The organism is Spirosoma gilvum (assembly GCF_054776815.1).
On record NZ_BAAHBH010000001.1, the window covers coordinates 178,623 to 196,200 of the forward strand.

The 17,578-nt window shown below is 51.0% G+C and carries 13 protein-coding genes; 12 read left to right on the forward strand and 1 reads right to left on the reverse strand.

Annotated features, from left to right (window positions below):
- The 6 genes from ACYVFD_RS00735 to mtgA all read left to right on the forward strand — a co-directional run bounded on the left by ACYVFD_RS00735 (window position 1) and on the right by mtgA (window position 5,228).
- Window positions 1-288 carry a YciI family protein gene (locus tag ACYVFD_RS00735; RefSeq protein ID WP_461087526.1) on the forward strand — a complete coding sequence of 96 codons (288 nt, stop codon included), beginning with the start codon at window positions 1-3 and terminating at the stop codon, window positions 286-288.
- Window positions 289-447: 159 nt separating this feature from the next.
- The gene (gene hxpB / locus ACYVFD_RS00740; protein WP_461087528.1) at window positions 448-1,137 is read left to right on the forward strand and encodes a hexitol phosphatase HxpB; all 690 of its coding nucleotides are present in this window, start codon (window positions 448-450) and stop codon (window positions 1,135-1,137) included.
- A gap of 29 nt (window positions 1,138-1,166) precedes the next feature.
- The gene (locus tag ACYVFD_RS00745; protein ID WP_461087530.1) at window positions 1,167-2,003 is read left to right on the forward strand and encodes a PhzF family phenazine biosynthesis protein; all 837 of its coding nucleotides are present in this window, start codon (window positions 1,167-1,169) and stop codon (window positions 2,001-2,003) included.
- A 517-nt stretch (window positions 2,004-2,520) separates the two neighbouring features.
- A complete protein-coding gene (locus ACYVFD_RS00750) occupies window positions 2,521-2,970 on the forward strand; it encodes a GNAT family N-acetyltransferase (RefSeq protein WP_461087532.1) in 450 nt (149 codons plus the stop codon).
- Window positions 2,971-3,115: 145 nt separating this feature from the next.
- The gene (gene hemW, locus ACYVFD_RS00755; protein WP_461087534.1) at window positions 3,116-4,252 is read left to right on the forward strand and encodes a radical SAM family heme chaperone HemW; all 1,137 of its coding nucleotides are present in this window, start codon (window positions 3,116-3,118) and stop codon (window positions 4,250-4,252) included.
- Between the two features lie 115 nt (window positions 4,253-4,367).
- On the forward strand, window positions 4,368-5,228 hold the full coding sequence (mtgA, locus tag ACYVFD_RS00760) for a monofunctional biosynthetic peptidoglycan transglycosylase (RefSeq protein WP_461087536.1): 861 nt from the start codon (window positions 4,368-4,370) through the stop codon (window positions 5,226-5,228).
- Window positions 5,229-5,323: 95 nt separating this feature from the next.
- On the opposite strand, the gene ACYVFD_RS00765 is transcribed toward mtgA, so the two are convergent.
- Window positions 5,324-6,472 (reverse strand): aldose epimerase family protein, encoded by a 1,149-nt coding sequence (locus tag ACYVFD_RS00765; RefSeq protein ID WP_461087538.1) that lies wholly within the window; start codon window positions 6,470-6,472, stop codon window positions 5,324-5,326.
- Between the two features lie 454 nt (window positions 6,473-6,926).
- Between ACYVFD_RS00765 and ACYVFD_RS00770 the strand changes: the two genes are divergently transcribed.
- From ACYVFD_RS00770 to ACYVFD_RS00795, 6 genes are all read left to right on the forward strand, one after another.
- Complete coding sequence (locus tag ACYVFD_RS00770; protein WP_461087539.1) at window positions 6,927-8,570, forward strand: pectate lyase family protein; 1,644 nt, start codon at window positions 6,927-6,929, stop codon at window positions 8,568-8,570.
- A gap of 184 nt (window positions 8,571-8,754) precedes the next feature.
- Window positions 8,755-11,907 (forward strand): DUF6298 domain-containing protein, encoded by a 3,153-nt coding sequence (locus ACYVFD_RS00775; protein ID WP_461087541.1) that lies wholly within the window; start codon window positions 8,755-8,757, stop codon window positions 11,905-11,907.
- A 167-nt stretch (window positions 11,908-12,074) separates the two neighbouring features.
- On the forward strand, window positions 12,075-13,919 hold the full coding sequence (locus tag ACYVFD_RS00780) for a six-hairpin glycosidase (RefSeq protein WP_461087543.1): 1,845 nt from the start codon (window positions 12,075-12,077) through the stop codon (window positions 13,917-13,919).
- A 22-nt stretch (window positions 13,920-13,941) separates the two neighbouring features.
- Window positions 13,942-15,477 (forward strand): sialate O-acetylesterase, encoded by a 1,536-nt coding sequence (locus ACYVFD_RS00785; RefSeq protein WP_461087545.1) that lies wholly within the window; start codon window positions 13,942-13,944, stop codon window positions 15,475-15,477.
- Window positions 15,474-16,169 (forward strand): DUF3826 domain-containing protein, encoded by a 696-nt coding sequence (locus ACYVFD_RS00790; RefSeq protein ID WP_461087547.1) that lies wholly within the window; start codon window positions 15,474-15,476, stop codon window positions 16,167-16,169. The genes ACYVFD_RS00785 and ACYVFD_RS00790 overlap by 4 nt, the downstream gene beginning before the upstream one ends.
- Before the next feature lie 147 nt (window positions 16,170-16,316).
- Window positions 16,317-17,450, forward strand: a complete 1,134-nt coding sequence (locus ACYVFD_RS00795) for a sialidase family protein (protein ID WP_461087549.1) — start codon at window positions 16,317-16,319, stop codon at window positions 17,448-17,450.
- The last annotated feature ends 128 nt before the right edge of the window (window positions 17,451-17,578 follow it).

Below are 17,578 nucleotides of genomic sequence, written 5' to 3' on the forward strand. Positions count from 1 at the left end.
ATGCAGTACGTTGTTCACGCATACGACCACACCGACCCTGACGCGCTGGATCGGCGGATGGCCGCTCGTCCGGCTCATTTTGAATACGTCCGCCAACTGAAAGAAAAAGGCGAGTTTGTTTTAGGTGGTGCCCTGCTGGATCCCGATGGTAAAATGATCGGGTCGATGCTTCTACTAAATCTCGAATCGAAAGAGCGATTGGATGATTACTTAAAAAATGACCCGTATATTGTGCAGGGCGTTTGGGAAACAATCGATGTTAAACCCTTCCGTCAGGCGAGTGTATAGAAAATGGTCATTCGCTTTGCGTCATTCTTGTCATTTGATAGTTATTAATAGATTCGTTTAATCAGTCATTCGTTGTTAAGTAATGCCTATCGAATCCCACCAATGACAATTAATGACCACTCAATGACCATGAATGACGATTAATGACTGAAATTCGTTTTGATACAAGCAGCAATATTTGATATGGATGGCCTTCTGGTGGATTCTGAACCCCACTGGCGAGCTATGGAACGTGAGGTGTTTGCCCAGGTAGGCCTGTACCTCACCGATGAAGAATGCAAGCAGACAACCGGACTACCCATTCTGGACGTCGTACACTACTGGTTTGCCCGCCAGCCCTGGTCAGAGCCGACCGCACCGGGCCGAGGGTTTCAGGAGCTAGCCGATGCCATTACCGAAGGGGTTCATGAGCGAATTGCACACATGGCCGAGCCTATGCCGGGGGCTATCGAGACGCTCAATTTTTTCGCTCAGCAGGGCATTCCAACGGCCATTGCCTCGGCATCGCCGATGAGCTTGATTGAAGTCGTTGTGGATCGGCTCGGCATTCGGCAATCACTCGCACTTTGGCATTCGGCTACGTTGGAGGCTCGCAATAAACCCGCTCCTGATGTATATTTGGGTACGGCTCGTAAGCTGGGTGTACCGCCCGCCGATTGTCTGGCGTTTGAAGATTCAGGAAATGGGCTGAAATCGGCATACAGTGCCGGCATGCGGACAATAGCGGTACCAGGTGCCTTCGAATTGCATGATTCTAAGTTTGCCATAGCTGATGTAATTCTCCCATCGCTTACCGAATTTTCTGCGACCTTGTTTGGGTCTTTACAAACGACCAAAAACTATTCCTAACTTAAGTGCCTGGCACAACTTAAACCCTCATGCGTATTTATCAACTCGATGCGTTTACTGATCAACTGTTTACGGGTAATCCGGCGGCTGTTGTTCCACTTACCGATTGGCTTCCCGATGAACGACTGCAACAGATAGCCACCGAAAACAACCTGGCAGAAACTGCTTTTTATGTAAAAACTGATCAGAAGGATACGTACCATATTCGATGGTTTACACCAACCATTGAAGTTGATTTGTGTGGACATGCAACCCTGGCTACGGGGTATGTCTTGTTTTACCTGGAAAATACCCCTGACCCTTCGACAGGTGAAGCACTGGGAGAGCATGTTTTTTTTAACTCACGTTCGGGGCCGTTGAAAGTATGTCGTAGCGATGATGGTTGGTTAACGCTTGATTTCCCGGCTGATGCCGTACAAAAGGCCAATTTACAACCTCCCGCGTTATTGGCGAGCGTAAAGGAGAAGCCGAAGGAGATTTTTAAGGGTAAAACGGATTATATGCTGGTCTATGATACGCAGGATCAGATTGAAGCGCTGGAGCCTGACTTTCGGGAAATGAATACCGTTCCGGCACGGGGAGTGATTGTAACAGCGCCCGCTAGAGAAAATTCGGATGTTGATTTCGTGGCCCGGTTCTTTGGGCCCCAGGCTGGTATCGACGAAGACCCGGTAACTGGTTCCGCCTATACCACATTAATGCCTTACTGGGCTGCCCGATTAGGAAAAACGGATCTTTCGGCCCGTCAATTGTCGAAACGTGGCGGGTATATCCGTTGTAAATTAAACGATGATGGAACAAAACCTGCTCGTGTCGATATTTCTGGGCAGGTACAGTTATATATGATGGGCGAAATTCGGCTATAAGTCCCCTTTTTGTTTATTGTATACGGTTTGTACATAGAACCTGTTTAAATTTTTTGAAAGTGGACTATAGCAAGTGTATTTTTTGTCATTGCGACGCAGGAGCAATCTTCGGATATTCATAAAAAAAAGCTCTATTCCGAAGATTGCTCCTGCGTTGCAATGACAAAAACGCCTATCGCACAAAAGTTTAAACAGGCTCATAGCCAGCCCGAAAGCAGTCAAGCTTTCGGGCTGTTGTTTTTAAGGGAAATCTATTATTTTAATTTGTAATAAATCTAAACAAGCTTACCTTTGCAGCAGAAAACAACAACGATTTATGATTACCGATCTGCTAGCTGCTGATTGCACAATTGCATCACCCGAAACAAAGCCTCTCATTCAGACCAACCCTTTTATGGGGCATGAGTGTGTGTTGAAAAAGTGTTGCAAGAAGTACAAGAAGGGCAAGCGTTGTAAAAAGTGTCCTGATTGATACCGGACGTTTTGCTCAATAGGGCCTTTTCTGCATCTTCGCCGGATGGACATACAGTACACATCCGTTTCTACACTGCCACAGGAGCCTTTACTCTCTTCGTTGATCGATCTGCTTGACGTTGTTTTTTCCAGTCGATCTCGATTACTTACTGAACTTTCTTATCAGGAATCCCGTACTGGCTTACAAATACACCTAGCCCTGGTTGAGGATCGGGTTATTGGTTGTAAACTAGGCTATGAGCGGAAGAAGGGGCATTTTTATAGCTGGCTTGGCGGTGTTCACCCCGACTTCAGGGGACAGGGCATTGCCTCGGAATTAATGCGTCTGCAACATGACTGGTGTCTGGTACAAGGTTATCAAGTCGTTCGTACACAGACCTATAACCAGTGGCGCTCCATGCTTAGCTTAAATATTCGCTTTGGTTTCGACATCATTGGCGTCACGCAGGGCAAGCGTGGGCTGGCTATTGTGCTGGAGAAAAGGCTAAAATAAGGAAGAAGGGGAGGAGAGGGACTAAAGGGAATAAGGGGAAAGAGTACGGGAATGCAAACTACTCCTCTCCTTCCTCCCTTTTATCCCTCTCCTCCTTTTCCCTTTTTATGAACCCATCCCCTCGTTTTGTTGTCTATCCAATAGAATGCACCTTTATTTGCACATACCGTTCTGTAAGCAGGCCTGCCACTATTGCGACTTCCATTTTAGTACGAGCATGCAACTGAAACCGGCTTTGGTCGACGCAATCTGTACGGAGATTCGTCTTCAGAAAGAGTACCTGCCAACCATAACGCTCAATACGGTCTATTTTGGTGGCGGTACACCCTCAATCCTGACAGAACGAGAATTAGCGCAGATTTTTGAGACGATTCACGACCAGTTTGTCATAGCGCCCGATGCGGAAATAACCCTGGAAGCTAATCCTGATGATTTGAACCGGGAAAAGCTGACTATGCTTCGAGGGTACGTAAATCGATTGAGTATTGGTATTCAGACATTTGATGAAGCCACTCTCCGCTGGATGAATCGAGCCCATTCGGCCACTGAAGCAGAGGTATGTGTCAGTCTGGCACGAGAAGCGGGCTTCGAAAATCTGAGCACTGATCTGATTTATGGAATTCCGAATCGCGATGAATCCTGCTGGCAACGGGATTTGGAAAAAATGCTGGCGTTGAACGTACCGCACCTCTCGGCCTACGCCCTGACGATTGAGCCAGATACGGCTTTCGGACGCTGGCAACAAAAAGGAAAACTACCACCCGCCGATGAAGCCCTGGCCGCCGATCAGTTTGAGGAGTTGACGAAAGCCTTGATGCAGAGCGGTTATGAACATTACGAAATCTCGAATTTTGCTTGTGCCGACCAGACAGGTACGGTTCAATATGCCCGTCATAACACCGCTTATTGGCAACGAAAACCATATCTGGGTATCGGGCCAAGTGCCCATTCATACAATGGTTCATCGCGGCAATACAATATCGCCAATAATGCACGTTATATCGCTGTCATTCGGCAGGGCCAGGTTCCAGCAGAACGGGAAGAACTAACCACCGCCGACCAGGTAAACGACTATTTGCTGACAGGATTACGCACCCAGTGGGGCTGCTCACTGACCGAATTAAACCAGTTGCTGGGAATGGATTTTGCGCACCAGCAGACTGGTGACCTGTCGGAAATGTATGCATCGGGCTGGCTTATCCGCGAGGGCGACTGGCTACGTCTGACCAAAGCAGGCAAACTGTTTGCTGATCGGGTTGCTGCAACCTTATTTGTGGAATAGGAGAGGGGTGTGTTGTGCCGTAGGGCCCCGCTTTTCGGGGATTTTGGTTTTATTCGCTAAAAAGAACGGGTTTCCACCAACCTTACTATTATTTTCGCGGAATGCGCCTACACCTATGAATCCTCAGCAACCTGTCAATAAATTCCGTGATAGTGGCCCTCGACTACCACGTCCTAAAGCAAATCAACCTGTTTCTCAGTCGGAAACCCGTCGTTCGCGTCGGTCCAAACAGCAGGATTCAACTCGTTGGGGACAGACCCGTCAGTTCATCCGCGAGCGACCTTTTCTGGATCGCGTATACTGGTTTTGCCTGAAAGCCTTCCTGTGGATTTTCTTTGGTTCGCTGGGCTATGTAATCGCTTTGAAATATTTGCCTGTTATGGTCACCCCCCTGATGGTTTCGCGCTGGATGGAGGGCGACAGTACCACACATAGCAGTCATATTTACAAGAAATGGCGCTCGTACGACGAAATCAGTAAAGAGGCTGCTCTGGCTGTGGTATCGTCGGAAGATCAGGCATTTCCAACGCATTGGGGTTTTGATTTCGATGAAATCCAGGATGCTATCAAAGAGAATCAGACGCGTAAACGCGCGCGTGGGGCTAGTACCATTTCGCAGCAAGTTGCTAAAAATGTCTTCCTCTGGAATGGCCGTAGCTATATCCGTAAAGGGCTGGAGGTCTATTTTACGGTACTGATCGAGTTGATCTGGGGCAAAAAGCGCATTTTGGAAGTGTATCTGAATGTGGCCGAAACCGGACCAATGACCTTTGGCGTTGAAGCGGCTTCAGAGCGATATTATAGTCACTCGGCAGCATCGCTGTCACGCGATGAAGCCGCCCGAATAGCCGCCGTACTACCCAATCCGCGCAAGTTTTCGATTGTCCATCCGTCCACCTACGTCCAGCGTCGGACTCGTCAGATTGCCCGTCAAATGCGTTATCTGGGTGGGCAGAAGTATATTCGGAATTTGTGATTTCCCTCACCCCAACCCCTCTCCCAAAACGGGAGAGGGGCTATAATTGAACTTCAAAGCCCCGCTCCTGTTTTAGGAGAGGGGTTGGGGTGAGGTCATTTCACCGAAAATTTATATACCGTCGTACTAGTAAACGTTTCGCCTGGACGCAGAACAGTAGTGGGGAAGTTCGGGTGGTTGGGCGAATCTGGAAAATGCTGGGTTTCCAGACAAACCCCAAACCGACGACTGAGCGCTACGCCATCTTTATTTTGCAGTTTGCCGTTCAGGTTATTAGCCGTGTAAACTTGTACGGCAGGCTCGGTTGTGAAGGTTTCCATAAATCGCCCCGTGGTTGGATCGTACAGGGTAGCACCCAACTTTAATTTTTTTGACTGATCGGTGAACACCCAGCAGTGGTCGAAACCTTTACCGTATTTGATCTGAACGTTGGTCGTATCGTTGATGTGTTCGCCGAGGGGGGTTGGCTTGGTAAAATCGAACGGAGTACCCGCCACGGATAAAACCTCGCCCGTTGGAATCTGTTTGGGATCGGTAGCCAATACTTTATTAGCCGCTACCATCAACACATGATTCATCACATCGTGTTTCATCCCGCTCAGGTTAAAATACGTATGGTTCGTGGGGTTGAATACCGTGGGCTTGTCGGTTGTCGCTTTGTAATCAATACGGAGGCCGTTGTCTTTCTGTAGTGTGTAGGTTACCGTAACGGCCAGATTGCCTGGATACCCTTCTTCGCCATCTTTAGCGGTGTACTCCAGCACAACAGCCGGTTCAGCCCCATCTTTAGGCGTTGCTTTCCAGAGTCGCTTGTCGAAACCCGTGGGGCCACCGTGAATGTGGTTGCCATTGTTGTTTTGAGCCAGCGTATATTCCTGCCCATCCAGCGTAAATTTCCCGTTCGCAATCCGGTTGCCATATCGACCGATGATCGGTCCTAAACTAGGCGTTCCTTTGATATAATCAGCGAAGGTCGGTACGCCCAGTGTTACATCGTCCAGTTTGCCCGATTTATCCGGGGTGGCGATGGAAACGATATAGCCGCCATAGTTGGTGATTTTTACGACTGTTCCGGCGGTATTCCGAAGCGTAAACAGGTCGGCTTCGCGTCCGTCGGGGAACTGTCCGAAGAGCGTTTTTTCAACCCCTGCTTTGGGCGGGGTAGTCATTGAGTTCTGGGCTGATTCAGGTGTCATGCTGCTTAAAAAGAGCGATCCAGCTAAAAAAAGAATAATAAGTTTCATTCAAACGAACGGTTTAGGCAGGTCGGTGTAAAGATACAGGCCTCACGCCAATAAGTCGGTAGGGGCCTTGTTTTACCCGATTAGCGAATGAACGATGCAAATCCTTAAAGAACCATTCGGATAAAGTACGACCCCGTTGGGGGCGAATGTTTGTAGAAGGTGGTTATTTCTATAAACATTCGACCCCAACGGGGTCGTACCATAGTCCTAAAAACAGAATTTTTTAGTGGTTCTAGTAGCGCGATTGTAGCATGTAAGCAGCCAGGTTAAGTCAATTTAATGGGGGATGCTAATATCCTATACATTGCCGAAAAAATGATATAGATATTGGCCTGGTTTTTAGCCTTATTTTGAGATTAATATGCAATATGACTATTTGCCATTGCCGGGTAGTTATCAATTTGATTAAAATTCTGTTTCTGAGGAGGCTACGACTAACTGACAAGAGTTACCAATGAAAAAGCTACTAATCCCTGTTACCCTTGCTGCAACGCTGATATTGAGTCAGACATCGGTTTTCGCTCAATACCCGACCATTCCGGCGGAGGTTCAGAAAGAAAGCGATGAGCTGCTTAAAGAAACCTGGCGCAAATCGAACATTGCCTGGGAAAAGGCAAAGCCTGTCATCGAAAAAGAAGCGAAAGAAGGAAAACCCTATATACCCTGGGCAGGCCGTCCGGTCGATCTGCCTCAGGCCAGCATTCCGGCGTTTCCGGGTGCTGAAGGCGGTGGCGCCTATACATTCGGCGGGCGGGGTGGTAAAGTCATTGTCGTGACAAGTCTGGACGATAGCGGCCCCGGTACCCTACGCGAAGCCTGCGAAACGGGCGGTGCCCGCACCATTGTTTTCAACGTAGCGGGTATTATCAAACTAAAAAGCCCACTGATTATCAGAGCACCCTATATTACCATTGCGGGGCAGACAGCACCGGGCGACGGTGTTTGCGTGGCCGGTGAATCGGTCTGGATCAATACACACGATGTGCTGATTCGGTACATGCGGTTCCGTCGGGGCGAAACCAACGTCGGCCGTCGCGACGATTCGATTGGCGGCAACCCGATTGGCAACATCATGATCGACCACGTATCGGCAAGCTGGGGATTGGACGAAAACATGTCGATGTACCGCCATATGTATAACGACAGTACGGGAAAGGCGCTGGAAGAAAAGCTTCCAACGGTCAACATTACGATTCAGAATTCGATTTTCTCGGAAGCACTCGATACCTGGAATCACGCCTTTGGCAGTACGCTGGGCGGTGAAAACTGTACGTTCATGCGCAACCTCTGGGCCGATAACGCGGGGCGAAATCCGTCGATTGGCTGGAATGGTATTTTCAATTTTGCCAACAACGTCATCTTCAACTGGGTACACCGGTCAACCGATGGGGGCGACTATACGGCTATGTACAATATCATCAACAACTACTACAAGCCCGGCCCCGAAACACCGAAGAATTCACCCCTCGCGTACCGGATTTTGAAACCGGAATCGGGACGGAGCAAACTGCCATACCGGGTGTATGGACGCGCTTACGTCAATGGCAACATTGTAGAGGGCAACGAAAAGGTAACGAAAGACAACTGGGACGGTGGCGTACAGATAGAAGATAGGGCTGATGCCGGTGAGTATACTGCCAAAATGAAGTGGAATGAACCGCTGCCGATGCCCAAGCTGACCATTTTACCAGCCAAACAGGCGTATGAGTTTGTACTGGCCAATGCTGGTGCTACGCTACCCAAGCGTGACCCAGTCGATGCACGGGTTATCGAGCAGGCGCGTACGGGTAAAATTTCCTATAAAGAAGGGGTTAAGTTGCCCGAAACGCAGTTCAAGCACCGTCGTTTACCTATCGATTCGTACAAGAACGGTATTATCACCGACCCGAGTCAGGTGGGTGGCTATCCCGACTACAAAGGCACGCCTTACGTTGATTCCGACAAAGACGGTATGCCCGACAGTTGGGAAACCAAAAACGGCCTGAACCCGAAAGATCCGTCGGATGCCAGCCAGGATAAAAACAAAGACGGGTACACCAACATCGAAGATTATCTGAACAGCGTCGTTTCCGTTCAGACTGTCCGCCCGAGAACGTAGTATCCAGTTCTTTTGCACTGCTTTTTGTTTTTTACTTTTTTGTCATGCTGACGAAGCCGGGCGGCCGGTGCCGAAGCATCTCAAGCTTGACTAATAAGCGACTTTGAGATTCCTCCTATCGTCGGAATGACAAAAGAAGGGGTAATAAAGACCAAAAAATCAACCTGCATTCCCTTCCTAAACCGTGTTCAGAATCAACCTAGTTGCTGTTTTTCTCCTGCTGTCGGCTATTTTTGGGCGACCCGAAAACGTGTGGGCGCAAAAGAACAAACCGGTACCTCCTAAACCGGTGGTGGTCGGGAGTGATGGGCATCTGACCTACACCCCCGACGAACGCGGCAACCGGATTCCTGATTTTTCGTATTGCGGATACAGGGCTGGTGATGAAGCCATTCCGAATGTGGCGATTAAGGTGGTTGTTCCGGTTCGGAAAGGCGATGCCACCCGACGCATACAGGCCGCTCTGGATTACGTAGCGTCGTTGCCATTAGGTAATGACGGCTTCCGGGGAGCGGTTCTGCTCGAAAAAGGCGTGTACGAAGTGGCCGGAAGTTTACGCATCAATATATCGGGCGTGGTGCTTCGCGGTAGTGGCATGAACACCGGGGGAACGACGATTCTAGGCACCGGCACCAGCCGCGACAACCTGATTACCATATGTGGGAAAGCAGATCGTCGGCTAGCGGTTTCTACTTCTATTTCAGATGCATACGTGCCGGTCAACGCGATAAAAATTCACGTAGCCAAACCGGCTGATTTTAAGGTTGGCGAATCCGTTCAGATTCGTCGGCCATCGACCAAAGAGTGGATTCAGAAACTCGGCACCGACACCTTCGGCGGTGGGCTTTCGGCCCTGGGCTGGAAACCGGGTCAGCGCGATTTGTACTGGGATCGGCAGATAAAAGCCATTAACGGATCTGAGCTTACCCTCGATGCTCCCCTTACCACGGCTCTCGATTCGGCCTATGGCGGAGGAACCATTACTCCATACACCTGGGCAGGTCGAATTGCGCAATCGGGCGTTGAAAACCTTCAACTGGAATCAACCGTCGACAAAACCAACCCGAAAGACGAAGATCACCGCTGGATGGCTATTGTGCTAGAAAACATACAGGATGCCTGGGTTCGGCAGGTGGTTTTTCGGCACTTTGCGGGCTCGGCCGTAGCCATTCAGGAAACAGCCCGACGCATTACGGTCGAAGATTGTCAGTCGCTGGCACCCGTTTCGGAAATGGCTGCGGAACGTCGAAATACCTTCTTTGTCAGAGGACAACAGGTGCTTTGTCAGCGACTCTATGCCGAATCGGGTTATCATGATTTTGCGGTAGGCTTCTGCACCACCGGCCCGAATGCGTTTGTACAGTGCGAAGCCCATGTACCATACAGCTTCAGCGGCAGCATCGACAGCTGGGCGTCGGGTGTGCTGTTCGATATTGTGAACATTGACGGCAACGCTCTACGGTTCGCCAACCGAGGTCAGGACGAACAGGGCGCAGGCTGGAATGCCGCCAACAGTGTTTTCTGGCAGTCTACAGCTTCTCGTGTCGATTGTTATCAGCCACCAACCGCGCAAAACTGGGCGTTCGGCACCTGGGCGCAATTTGCGGGTGATGGCTACTGGGACAACTCCAACGAGCATATTCAGCCCCGGAGTTTGTATTACGCCCAACTAAAAGACCGTCTTGGCGACAACGTGGCTAGCCGGACAATCCTGTTGCCGGTTGAGTCCGAAGCCTCAAGCAGCCCCAAAATTGACGTGGCGCAGGCACTGACCAAACAGGCCGTCAACCCAACCCCGACGTTATACGATTTTATCGCAGCGGCTCCCAAACGGCAACCCATTCCAGCAACCTCGAACGCGCCATCCATCGACGTCCTTGGCGTACTTAAAGAAACGGTCGTTGCCAAAACGGAACCGATGCAGATTCTACACGGAAAAGTAGTTCGTGGGGCCAAATTGCTGACCGGTCGCCGACAGGAAGTGCCCTGGTGGAACGGGAGTGCCCGGCCGTATGGACTGACGGGTTCCAAACCGCACATCACCCGGTTTGTGCCCGGCCTGACCGGACGCGGCCTGACCGACAATCTGGACGCCATGACCGATTCGATGAAAGCTGACAACCTGCTAGCTATCGACCACAATTACGGGCTGTGGTACGACCGTCGGCGGGATGATCATGAGCGAATTCGTCGGATGGATGGCGAGGTGTGGCCCCCGTTTTATGAACTGCCTTTTGCCCGGAGCGGAAAAGAAACCGCCTGGGATGGCCTGAGCAAATACGACCTGACGAAATACAACGCCTGGTACTGGAATCGCCTGAAGCAGTACGCCGACCTCGCCGACCAGAAAGGGTTGCTGCTCATTCACGAGAATTATTTCCAGCACAACATCATTGAAGCGGGCGCGCACTACGCCGATTTCCCCTGGCGTCCAGCCAACAACATCAACAACACGGGTTTCCCGGAACCGGTGCCTTACGCGGGCGACAAACGCATTTTTATGGCCGAGCAGTTTTACGACGTCTCCCATCCGGTTCGTCGGGTGTTGCATCGGGCCTACATCCGCAAATGTCTCGATAATTTCGTAGGCAACACGGGTGTTATCCAACTGATTGGGGCGGAGTTTACCGGTCCGCTGCATTTTGTGCAGTTCTGGCTCGATGTGATTGGCGAATGGGAAAAAGAAACGGGCAAGAAAGTTAATGTTGGGCTCAGCACCACCAAAGATGTTCAGGATGCGATTCTGGCCGATGCAAAACGGGCGTCGCTGGTCAGCCTGGTCGATATTCGCTACTGGCATTATCAGGCCAACGGTACGGCCTATGCACCAGTCGGTGGACAAAATCTGGCACCGCGCCAACACGCCCGACTGACCCCGCCGAAAAAAACATCGTTTGAGCAGGTGTATCGGGCTGTCCGGGAATACCGTCAGAAGTTTCCCGAAAAAGCGGTGACCTATGCGGCCGATAGTTATGATTCGATGGGCTGGGCGGTGCTGATGGCCAGCGGCTCCATGCCGAATGTTCCGCCCGTAACCGATCCGCAGTTTCTGGCCGATGCTACGCAGATGCAGCCGGTGGAGTTGACGCAAAAGCCAGCGAATCAATGGGCGCTCGGTAGCGAAAAGTCGGGCTATATCATTTATGCAGAAGGCAATACGCCCGTTGAACTCGACCTGACTAAATCGGCCGGTTCATTTTCGGTGAGCTACATCAATCCGAAAACGGGCGAGCTAACAAAATCGAAAGACGTGGTGAAAGGTGGTGGTATGGTCAGCATGAAAAAGCTAACCGACGGCGCCGAAGTGATCTGGGTCAAAAAAAGTAAAGGGTTATGAGAGCTGATACCATATATAAAGCTTTTTTGGCAGTTAGCTTTTGTCATTCCGACCGGTCCGCCGGTGCGGGAGGAGGAATCTCAAGCTTGCTTATTGGGAGCGTTGAGATTCCTCCTGCCGTCGGAATGACAAAAAAAACGATACAAGCTTGGCTTTCAGTCTTATACTTGACATTAAGCCTAATCTGTTCGACCCAAGCCTACGCTCAGGACACCGTTCGTTACACAGGGACAACACTCTCGAACGTCGATTATCATCATGGGCAGTTGAGTCCGGCGGTGGGCGTACACAACATTCAGGTATTCCGGGCCAATCGCGAGCATCCTGAACTGGCGGGCGGCACCAACTGGACGTACAACCATGCGCCCATGCTGGCCTACTGGAACAATACATTCTACCTGCAATACCTCAGCAATCCGGTTGGCGAACACGTACCACCGGGTCAGACACTGCTGTTGACCTCGAAAGACGGAATCAACTGGCGGAGTGCCGCCCAGACGAAACCCACCATCCTTTTTCCACCTTACAAAATCCCGGATGGCTGGAAGAAAGAAGGTCGCCCGGAAGTGGCCAAAGACCTGTACGCGGTTATGCACCAGCGCATGGGTTTCTTCACTGCAATGAATGGCCGATTGCTGACACTGGCTTTTTACGGCATCGTGATGGGGCCGAAAGATGATCCCAACGACGGGAATGGCATTGGACGGGTGGTACGCGAGATTTACCCCGATGGCAAGTTTGGTCCGATTTATTTCATTCGGAATAACTCATCCTGGGATATAAAGAAGTCGACCTATCCGTTCTACACCAGTTCAAAAGACAAAGGGTTTGTGGATGCCTGCAACGAGCTGCTGGCGAATCCGCTGATGATGCAGCAATGGATTGAAGAGGCCGACCGCAACGACCCCCTGATTTCGCTCAAGAAAGATGTAAAAGCGTTCAGTTACTATCATCTGCCCGACAACCGGGTGGTGGGTCTGTGGAAACACGCCCTCACAACGATCAGCAGGGACGGCGGCAAATCGTGGCTTTACAATCCGCTTCGGGCACCGGGCTTTGTGAACAGTAATGCCAAAATCTGGGGGCAGCGCACCTCCGACGGTCTGTATGCGACGGTCTATAACCCGTCTGAATTTCGCTGGCCGCTGGCCGTTTCGACCAGTAAGGACGGGCTCAATTACACCAATCTGTTGCTGGTCAATGGTGAGATTACATCCATGCGGTACGGTGGTGCCTATAAGTCATACGGTCCTCAATACGTGCGGGGAATTGAAGAAGGCAATGGCACACCACCTGACGGTAATCTGTGGGTGACCTATAGCATGAACAAGGAGGATATCTGGGTGTCTAAAATTCCGGTCCCAATCACCGACGAGGTGACCACGCATCCGGCCGAAACCTTTGCCCTGATGCCTGCCGGTCAGGAATTGAAATACTGGAACATCTATAGCCCTATGTACGCATCGGCCAAAATTGAATCGGCGGCTGGAACGAAAGCGCTGGTTCTGCGCGACAAAGATCCGTTCGATTACGCCAAAGCCGAACGCGTCATTCCCGATTCGAAGAAGCTTGCCGTTGAGTTTACGGTGGTGCCACAGCAAGCCAATAAGGGTACGTTACAAATTGAGTTTCAGGATGCGAAGGGCAACGCGGCTGTCCGGCTGATGTTCGATGCCGACAGTCTGTTCAAGGCTAAAGTCGGGTATCGCGATTCGGGAATTCAGAAGTATGAATCGGGTAAACAGTATGACGTACGCATCGAGCTGGACCGCGACAAACGAATGTTTACGGCCTTCGTCAACGGCCAGCCCAAAGGGACCAAACTGTTTTTTGCGCCGGTAGCCTCGTTCCGTCGGGTGGTGTTCCGAACGGGCGGTGTTCGTCGGTTTCCCGATGCCGATACCCCCACCGATCAGAATTACGATCTGCCTAAAGCGGGTGAACTGGAAGCCGAAGCTGTATATGTAATTAAGTCATTCAAAACGAGCCCGTTGCAATCGCGGGCGGAATGACAAAAAACAATAAGAGACAAAAATGCCCAAACACGCGCTGTTAGCTGCCTGCCTCCTCTTCCTTTCGGTCCCACTGAAAGCAGCGATTGTGTTGCCGCGCATTCTGGGGCATAACATGGTACTGCAACAGGGTAAACCGCTGGTGATCTGGGGGAAAGCTTCAGCGGGCGAAACGGTAAACGTACAATTTGCCGGACAAAACCTGATGACTTCAGCCGATGCGACTGGCAAGTGGAGCGTTACCCTGAAGCCGCTTAAAGCGTCGGCCGTACCGTCTGAACTGGTCATTTCGGGAACAAATACGATACGGCTGCAAAACATTCTGGTAGGCGAAGTATGGCTGTGCTCGGGGCAGTCGAACATGGAGTATACTATGCGGAAAAACAGCAAAGTAAACCCGGCGCTGGGAGCCCAATCTGGTGATGAACACAATCCGGTCGATGAACTGACTTATGCCCACAATCCGCAGATACGCATTTTTCTGGTCAACCGGAAAGAGTTGAGCAAGCCCGATTCACTGCATCGGGGGTGGAACATTGCCCAGGATTCGGCTTTACGGGCGTTTTCGGCACCGGCTTATTTCTTCGCCAAAGAGCTGTATAAAAATCTCAACGTACCGATTGGCGTGATTTCGTCGGCTGTACCGGGTAGCCGCATCGAGCCGTGGATCTCCGAAGCGGCCTTACGCGATGACGCTTTTTATGAAAACCAAAAAGTTGAGGGCGAACCGGGCAAGTTTTACGAACCGATGATCCGGCCGTTAGTGCCCTTTGCTATCAACGGTTTTCTGTGGTATCAGGGCGAAACAAACTGCTTCCTGAAAGAAACCGTCACCTATTCGCACAAGCTCAAAACACTGATTACGAGTTGGCGCGCTGCGTGGAATGACCCGAAACTGCCCTTCTACTACGTCTCGCTGGCTCCGTTCAAGTACTCCGAATCGAAGCAAAAAGTAGCGTTGACCAAAGAGACGTTGCCCGAGTTTCGCGAAGCGCAGGAATGGGTCCTGAACCTACCCAAAACCGGCATGATTGTCACGACTGATCTGGCCGATGACCCGTCCGACATTCATCCACCTTATAAATGGGAAATCGGTCGGCGGCTGGCCCTGCTGGCATTAGCCGACACCTACGACAAATCCGACATGGTTGCCGAAGGGCCCGTCTTTGAGAAAATGAAGATCAAAGGCAGGACGGCAGAGCTGCACTTTTCGAATATGGGAAGTGGCCTTGTTAGTCGAGACGGTCAACCGCTTACAGGCTTTACGGTGGCCAGTGCTGATGGCGTGTTTGTTCCGGCGCAGGCTCGTATTGACGGAAAGCGGATTGTTGTTTCTGCCACCAGCGTCCCAAATCCAGTTGCCGTTCGCTTTGCCTGGGACGAAGCCGCCCAACCCAATCTGATCAACAAAGAAGGCTTGCCTGCCCGGCCATTCCGGACGGACAACCCGCTCAGGAATCAATCCCTTTCAGCCAGACAGCTTCCAAAAAACGCGGAACCGGCAGCCTCTCCCATTTCGGGAAGTTTGAAACAACCGACAACTCGAATTAACCGATGAAAAAGACACTCAACCTGTATGTAATACTAGCGGCAATGGCCATTGCATCGCCAGCTTTTAGTCAGGAGCAATCGGCCAAAACAGCGCTTTCAGCCGAATCTAAAGCGAAAGCCGATGCCGAACTGGATAAGAAAGCGGCCGAGTGGGTTGCCTCGCTGAATCTGAACGATGCGGAGAAAGAAGGTCGGCTGGCGGCTGTAGTGGCTACCCATCTGAAAGCCACCCGCGACTGGCATAATGAGCATCCGGCCAGTACGGTGCCGGCGGGCATCAACCCACTTTCGGGTAAGCCATTGTCTGAGCTTGATCGCCAACTGATTGCCGATTCGGCCATTCCGGCTACGGTTCACCAGGAGTTGATGAGTGGTTTGCAAAAAGATCTGGATAAAATTCAGGTCAACGCCATTCTGGACAAATACACCATTGGCAAAGTGGCTTTCACGATGAACGGCTATCGGGCCATTGTTCCCAACATCACTCCGGCCGAAGAAGCCACCATTCAGGGCTTTCTGGAACAGGCTCGCGAACAGGCTGTCGATTACAAAAACATGAAAGAGATCTCGGCCATTTTCGAAATCTACAAAACCAAATCGGAACAATACCTGAACGCTAACGGCCGCAACTGGCGCGAGATGTACAGTGCCTATACGGCCGCTATTAAGGCTAAAAAAGCCGCCGAAAAGAAGCAGTAATTAATGGTCATTTGATTGTCATTGGCTGTGCGTCATTACTAGTCATTTATTGCTTTTCAACAACGAATGATCACCAAATAACGCGAAGCAAATGACTATCAATGACAACCAAATGACAACGAATGACCATTAAATGACACAAAGCCAATGACAACCAAATCCCTGTATATCACCCTATTTATCAGCCTTGCCGTACTCAATCTGTCGTTTGCGCAATTGGCCAAATGGCAGTCGGGACTGGTGGTGGATGAGTTTGTGGTCGAGAATCCGCCGTTTCCCGAAAGCCACGCGGCCACCATTGCCCAGACACCCACCGGCCTGGTATCGGCCTGGTTTGGCGGTACCAAAGAGCGGAATCCGGATGTGTGTATCTGGGTAAGTCGGCAGGAAAAAGGGCACTGGCTACCCCCGCAGAACGTGGCTAATGGCATCGTCAACGACACGCTTCGGTATGCCTGCTGGAACCCGGTTTTGTACCAGATTCCGAAAGGTGATCTGATGCTGTTCTATAAAGTGGGACCTAGCCCGTCGAAGTGGTGGGGCTTACTGAAAACCTCGTCGGATGGCGGGCGTACGTGGTCGGCTGCCCGTAAGTTGCCCGATGGCTACATTGGCCCGGTCAAGAACAAGCCCGTTCTGCTGGCCAACGGCAACCTGATTTGCCCAACCAGCACCGAAGGCGACGGCTGGAAACTGCATTTTGAGATCACCCCTGACTTTGGTAAAACCTGGCGAAAAGTTGGCTCGATCAACGATGGAAAGTCACTCAATGCTATTCAGCCGAGCATTCTGACGTATGGAAACGGCAAACTGCAAATTCTGGCCCGCAGCCGAGACCGTGCTATTGAAGAATCCTGGTCGATGGATAACGGCGAAACCTGGTCGCCACTGGCTAAAACAGCGTTGCCCAACAACAACTCCGGCACCGATGCGGTCACGCTGAAAGATGGTCGGCAGGTATTGGTGTACAACCATGTGTTGCCACCGGGTAATCTCGCTAAAGGTCCACGCACACCCCTGAATCTGGCCGTATCGAACGATGGGAAAAATTGGTCAGCAGCGGTCATTCTGGAAGATTCGCCGATAAGTCAGTATTCCTATCCGTCGGTGATTCAGACCAGCGATGGGATGATCCATGTGATTTACACCTGGCGTCGACAAAAGATTAAACACGCCGTGATCGACCCGACAAAACTGAAACTAAAACCAATCGAAAACGGAGTCTGGCCCGCGCTGGACGGATACTCGGCACCGATTGCGAAAGAGATAACGAAGGATTAGAGAATACCCCTCCCTAAATCCCTCCCCTTTTTTCAAGGGGAGGGACTTTAAAAGTACCTGGAGGTAAGCCCCTCCCCTGAATGCCAGGGGAGGGGTTGGGGTGGGGTTTATTTGAACAAGACGAAGCA

Excerpts from the sequence above, each read along its gene's own strand:
- ACYVFD_RS00735 (WP_461087526.1), top strand. The coding sequence starts at position 1 with ATGCAGTACGTTGTTCACGCATACGACCACACCGACCCTGACGCGCTG.
- ACYVFD_RS00745 (WP_461087530.1), top strand. The coding sequence starts at position 1,167 with ATGCGTATTTATCAACTCGATGCGTTTACTGATCAACTGTTTACGGGT.
- ACYVFD_RS00750 (WP_461087532.1), top strand. The coding sequence starts at position 2,521 with ATGGACATACAGTACACATCCGTTTCTACACTGCCACAGGAGCCTTTA.
- hemW (WP_461087534.1), top strand. The coding sequence starts at position 3,116 with ATGCACCTTTATTTGCACATACCGTTCTGTAAGCAGGCCTGCCACTAT.
- mtgA (WP_461087536.1), top strand. The coding sequence starts at position 4,368 with ATGAATCCTCAGCAACCTGTCAATAAATTCCGTGATAGTGGCCCTCGA.
- ACYVFD_RS00765 (WP_461087538.1), bottom strand. The coding sequence starts at position 6,472 with ATGAAACTTATTATTCTTTTTTTAGCTGGATCGCTCTTTTTAAGCAGC.
- ACYVFD_RS00770 (WP_461087539.1), top strand. The coding sequence starts at position 6,927 with ATGAAAAAGCTACTAATCCCTGTTACCCTTGCTGCAACGCTGATATTG.
- ACYVFD_RS00785 (WP_461087545.1), top strand. The coding sequence starts at position 13,942 with ATGCCCAAACACGCGCTGTTAGCTGCCTGCCTCCTCTTCCTTTCGGTC.
- ACYVFD_RS00790 (WP_461087547.1), top strand. The coding sequence starts at position 15,474 with ATGAAAAAGACACTCAACCTGTATGTAATACTAGCGGCAATGGCCATT.
- ACYVFD_RS00795 (WP_461087549.1), top strand. The coding sequence starts at position 16,317 with ATGACAACCAAATCCCTGTATATCACCCTATTTATCAGCCTTGCCGTA.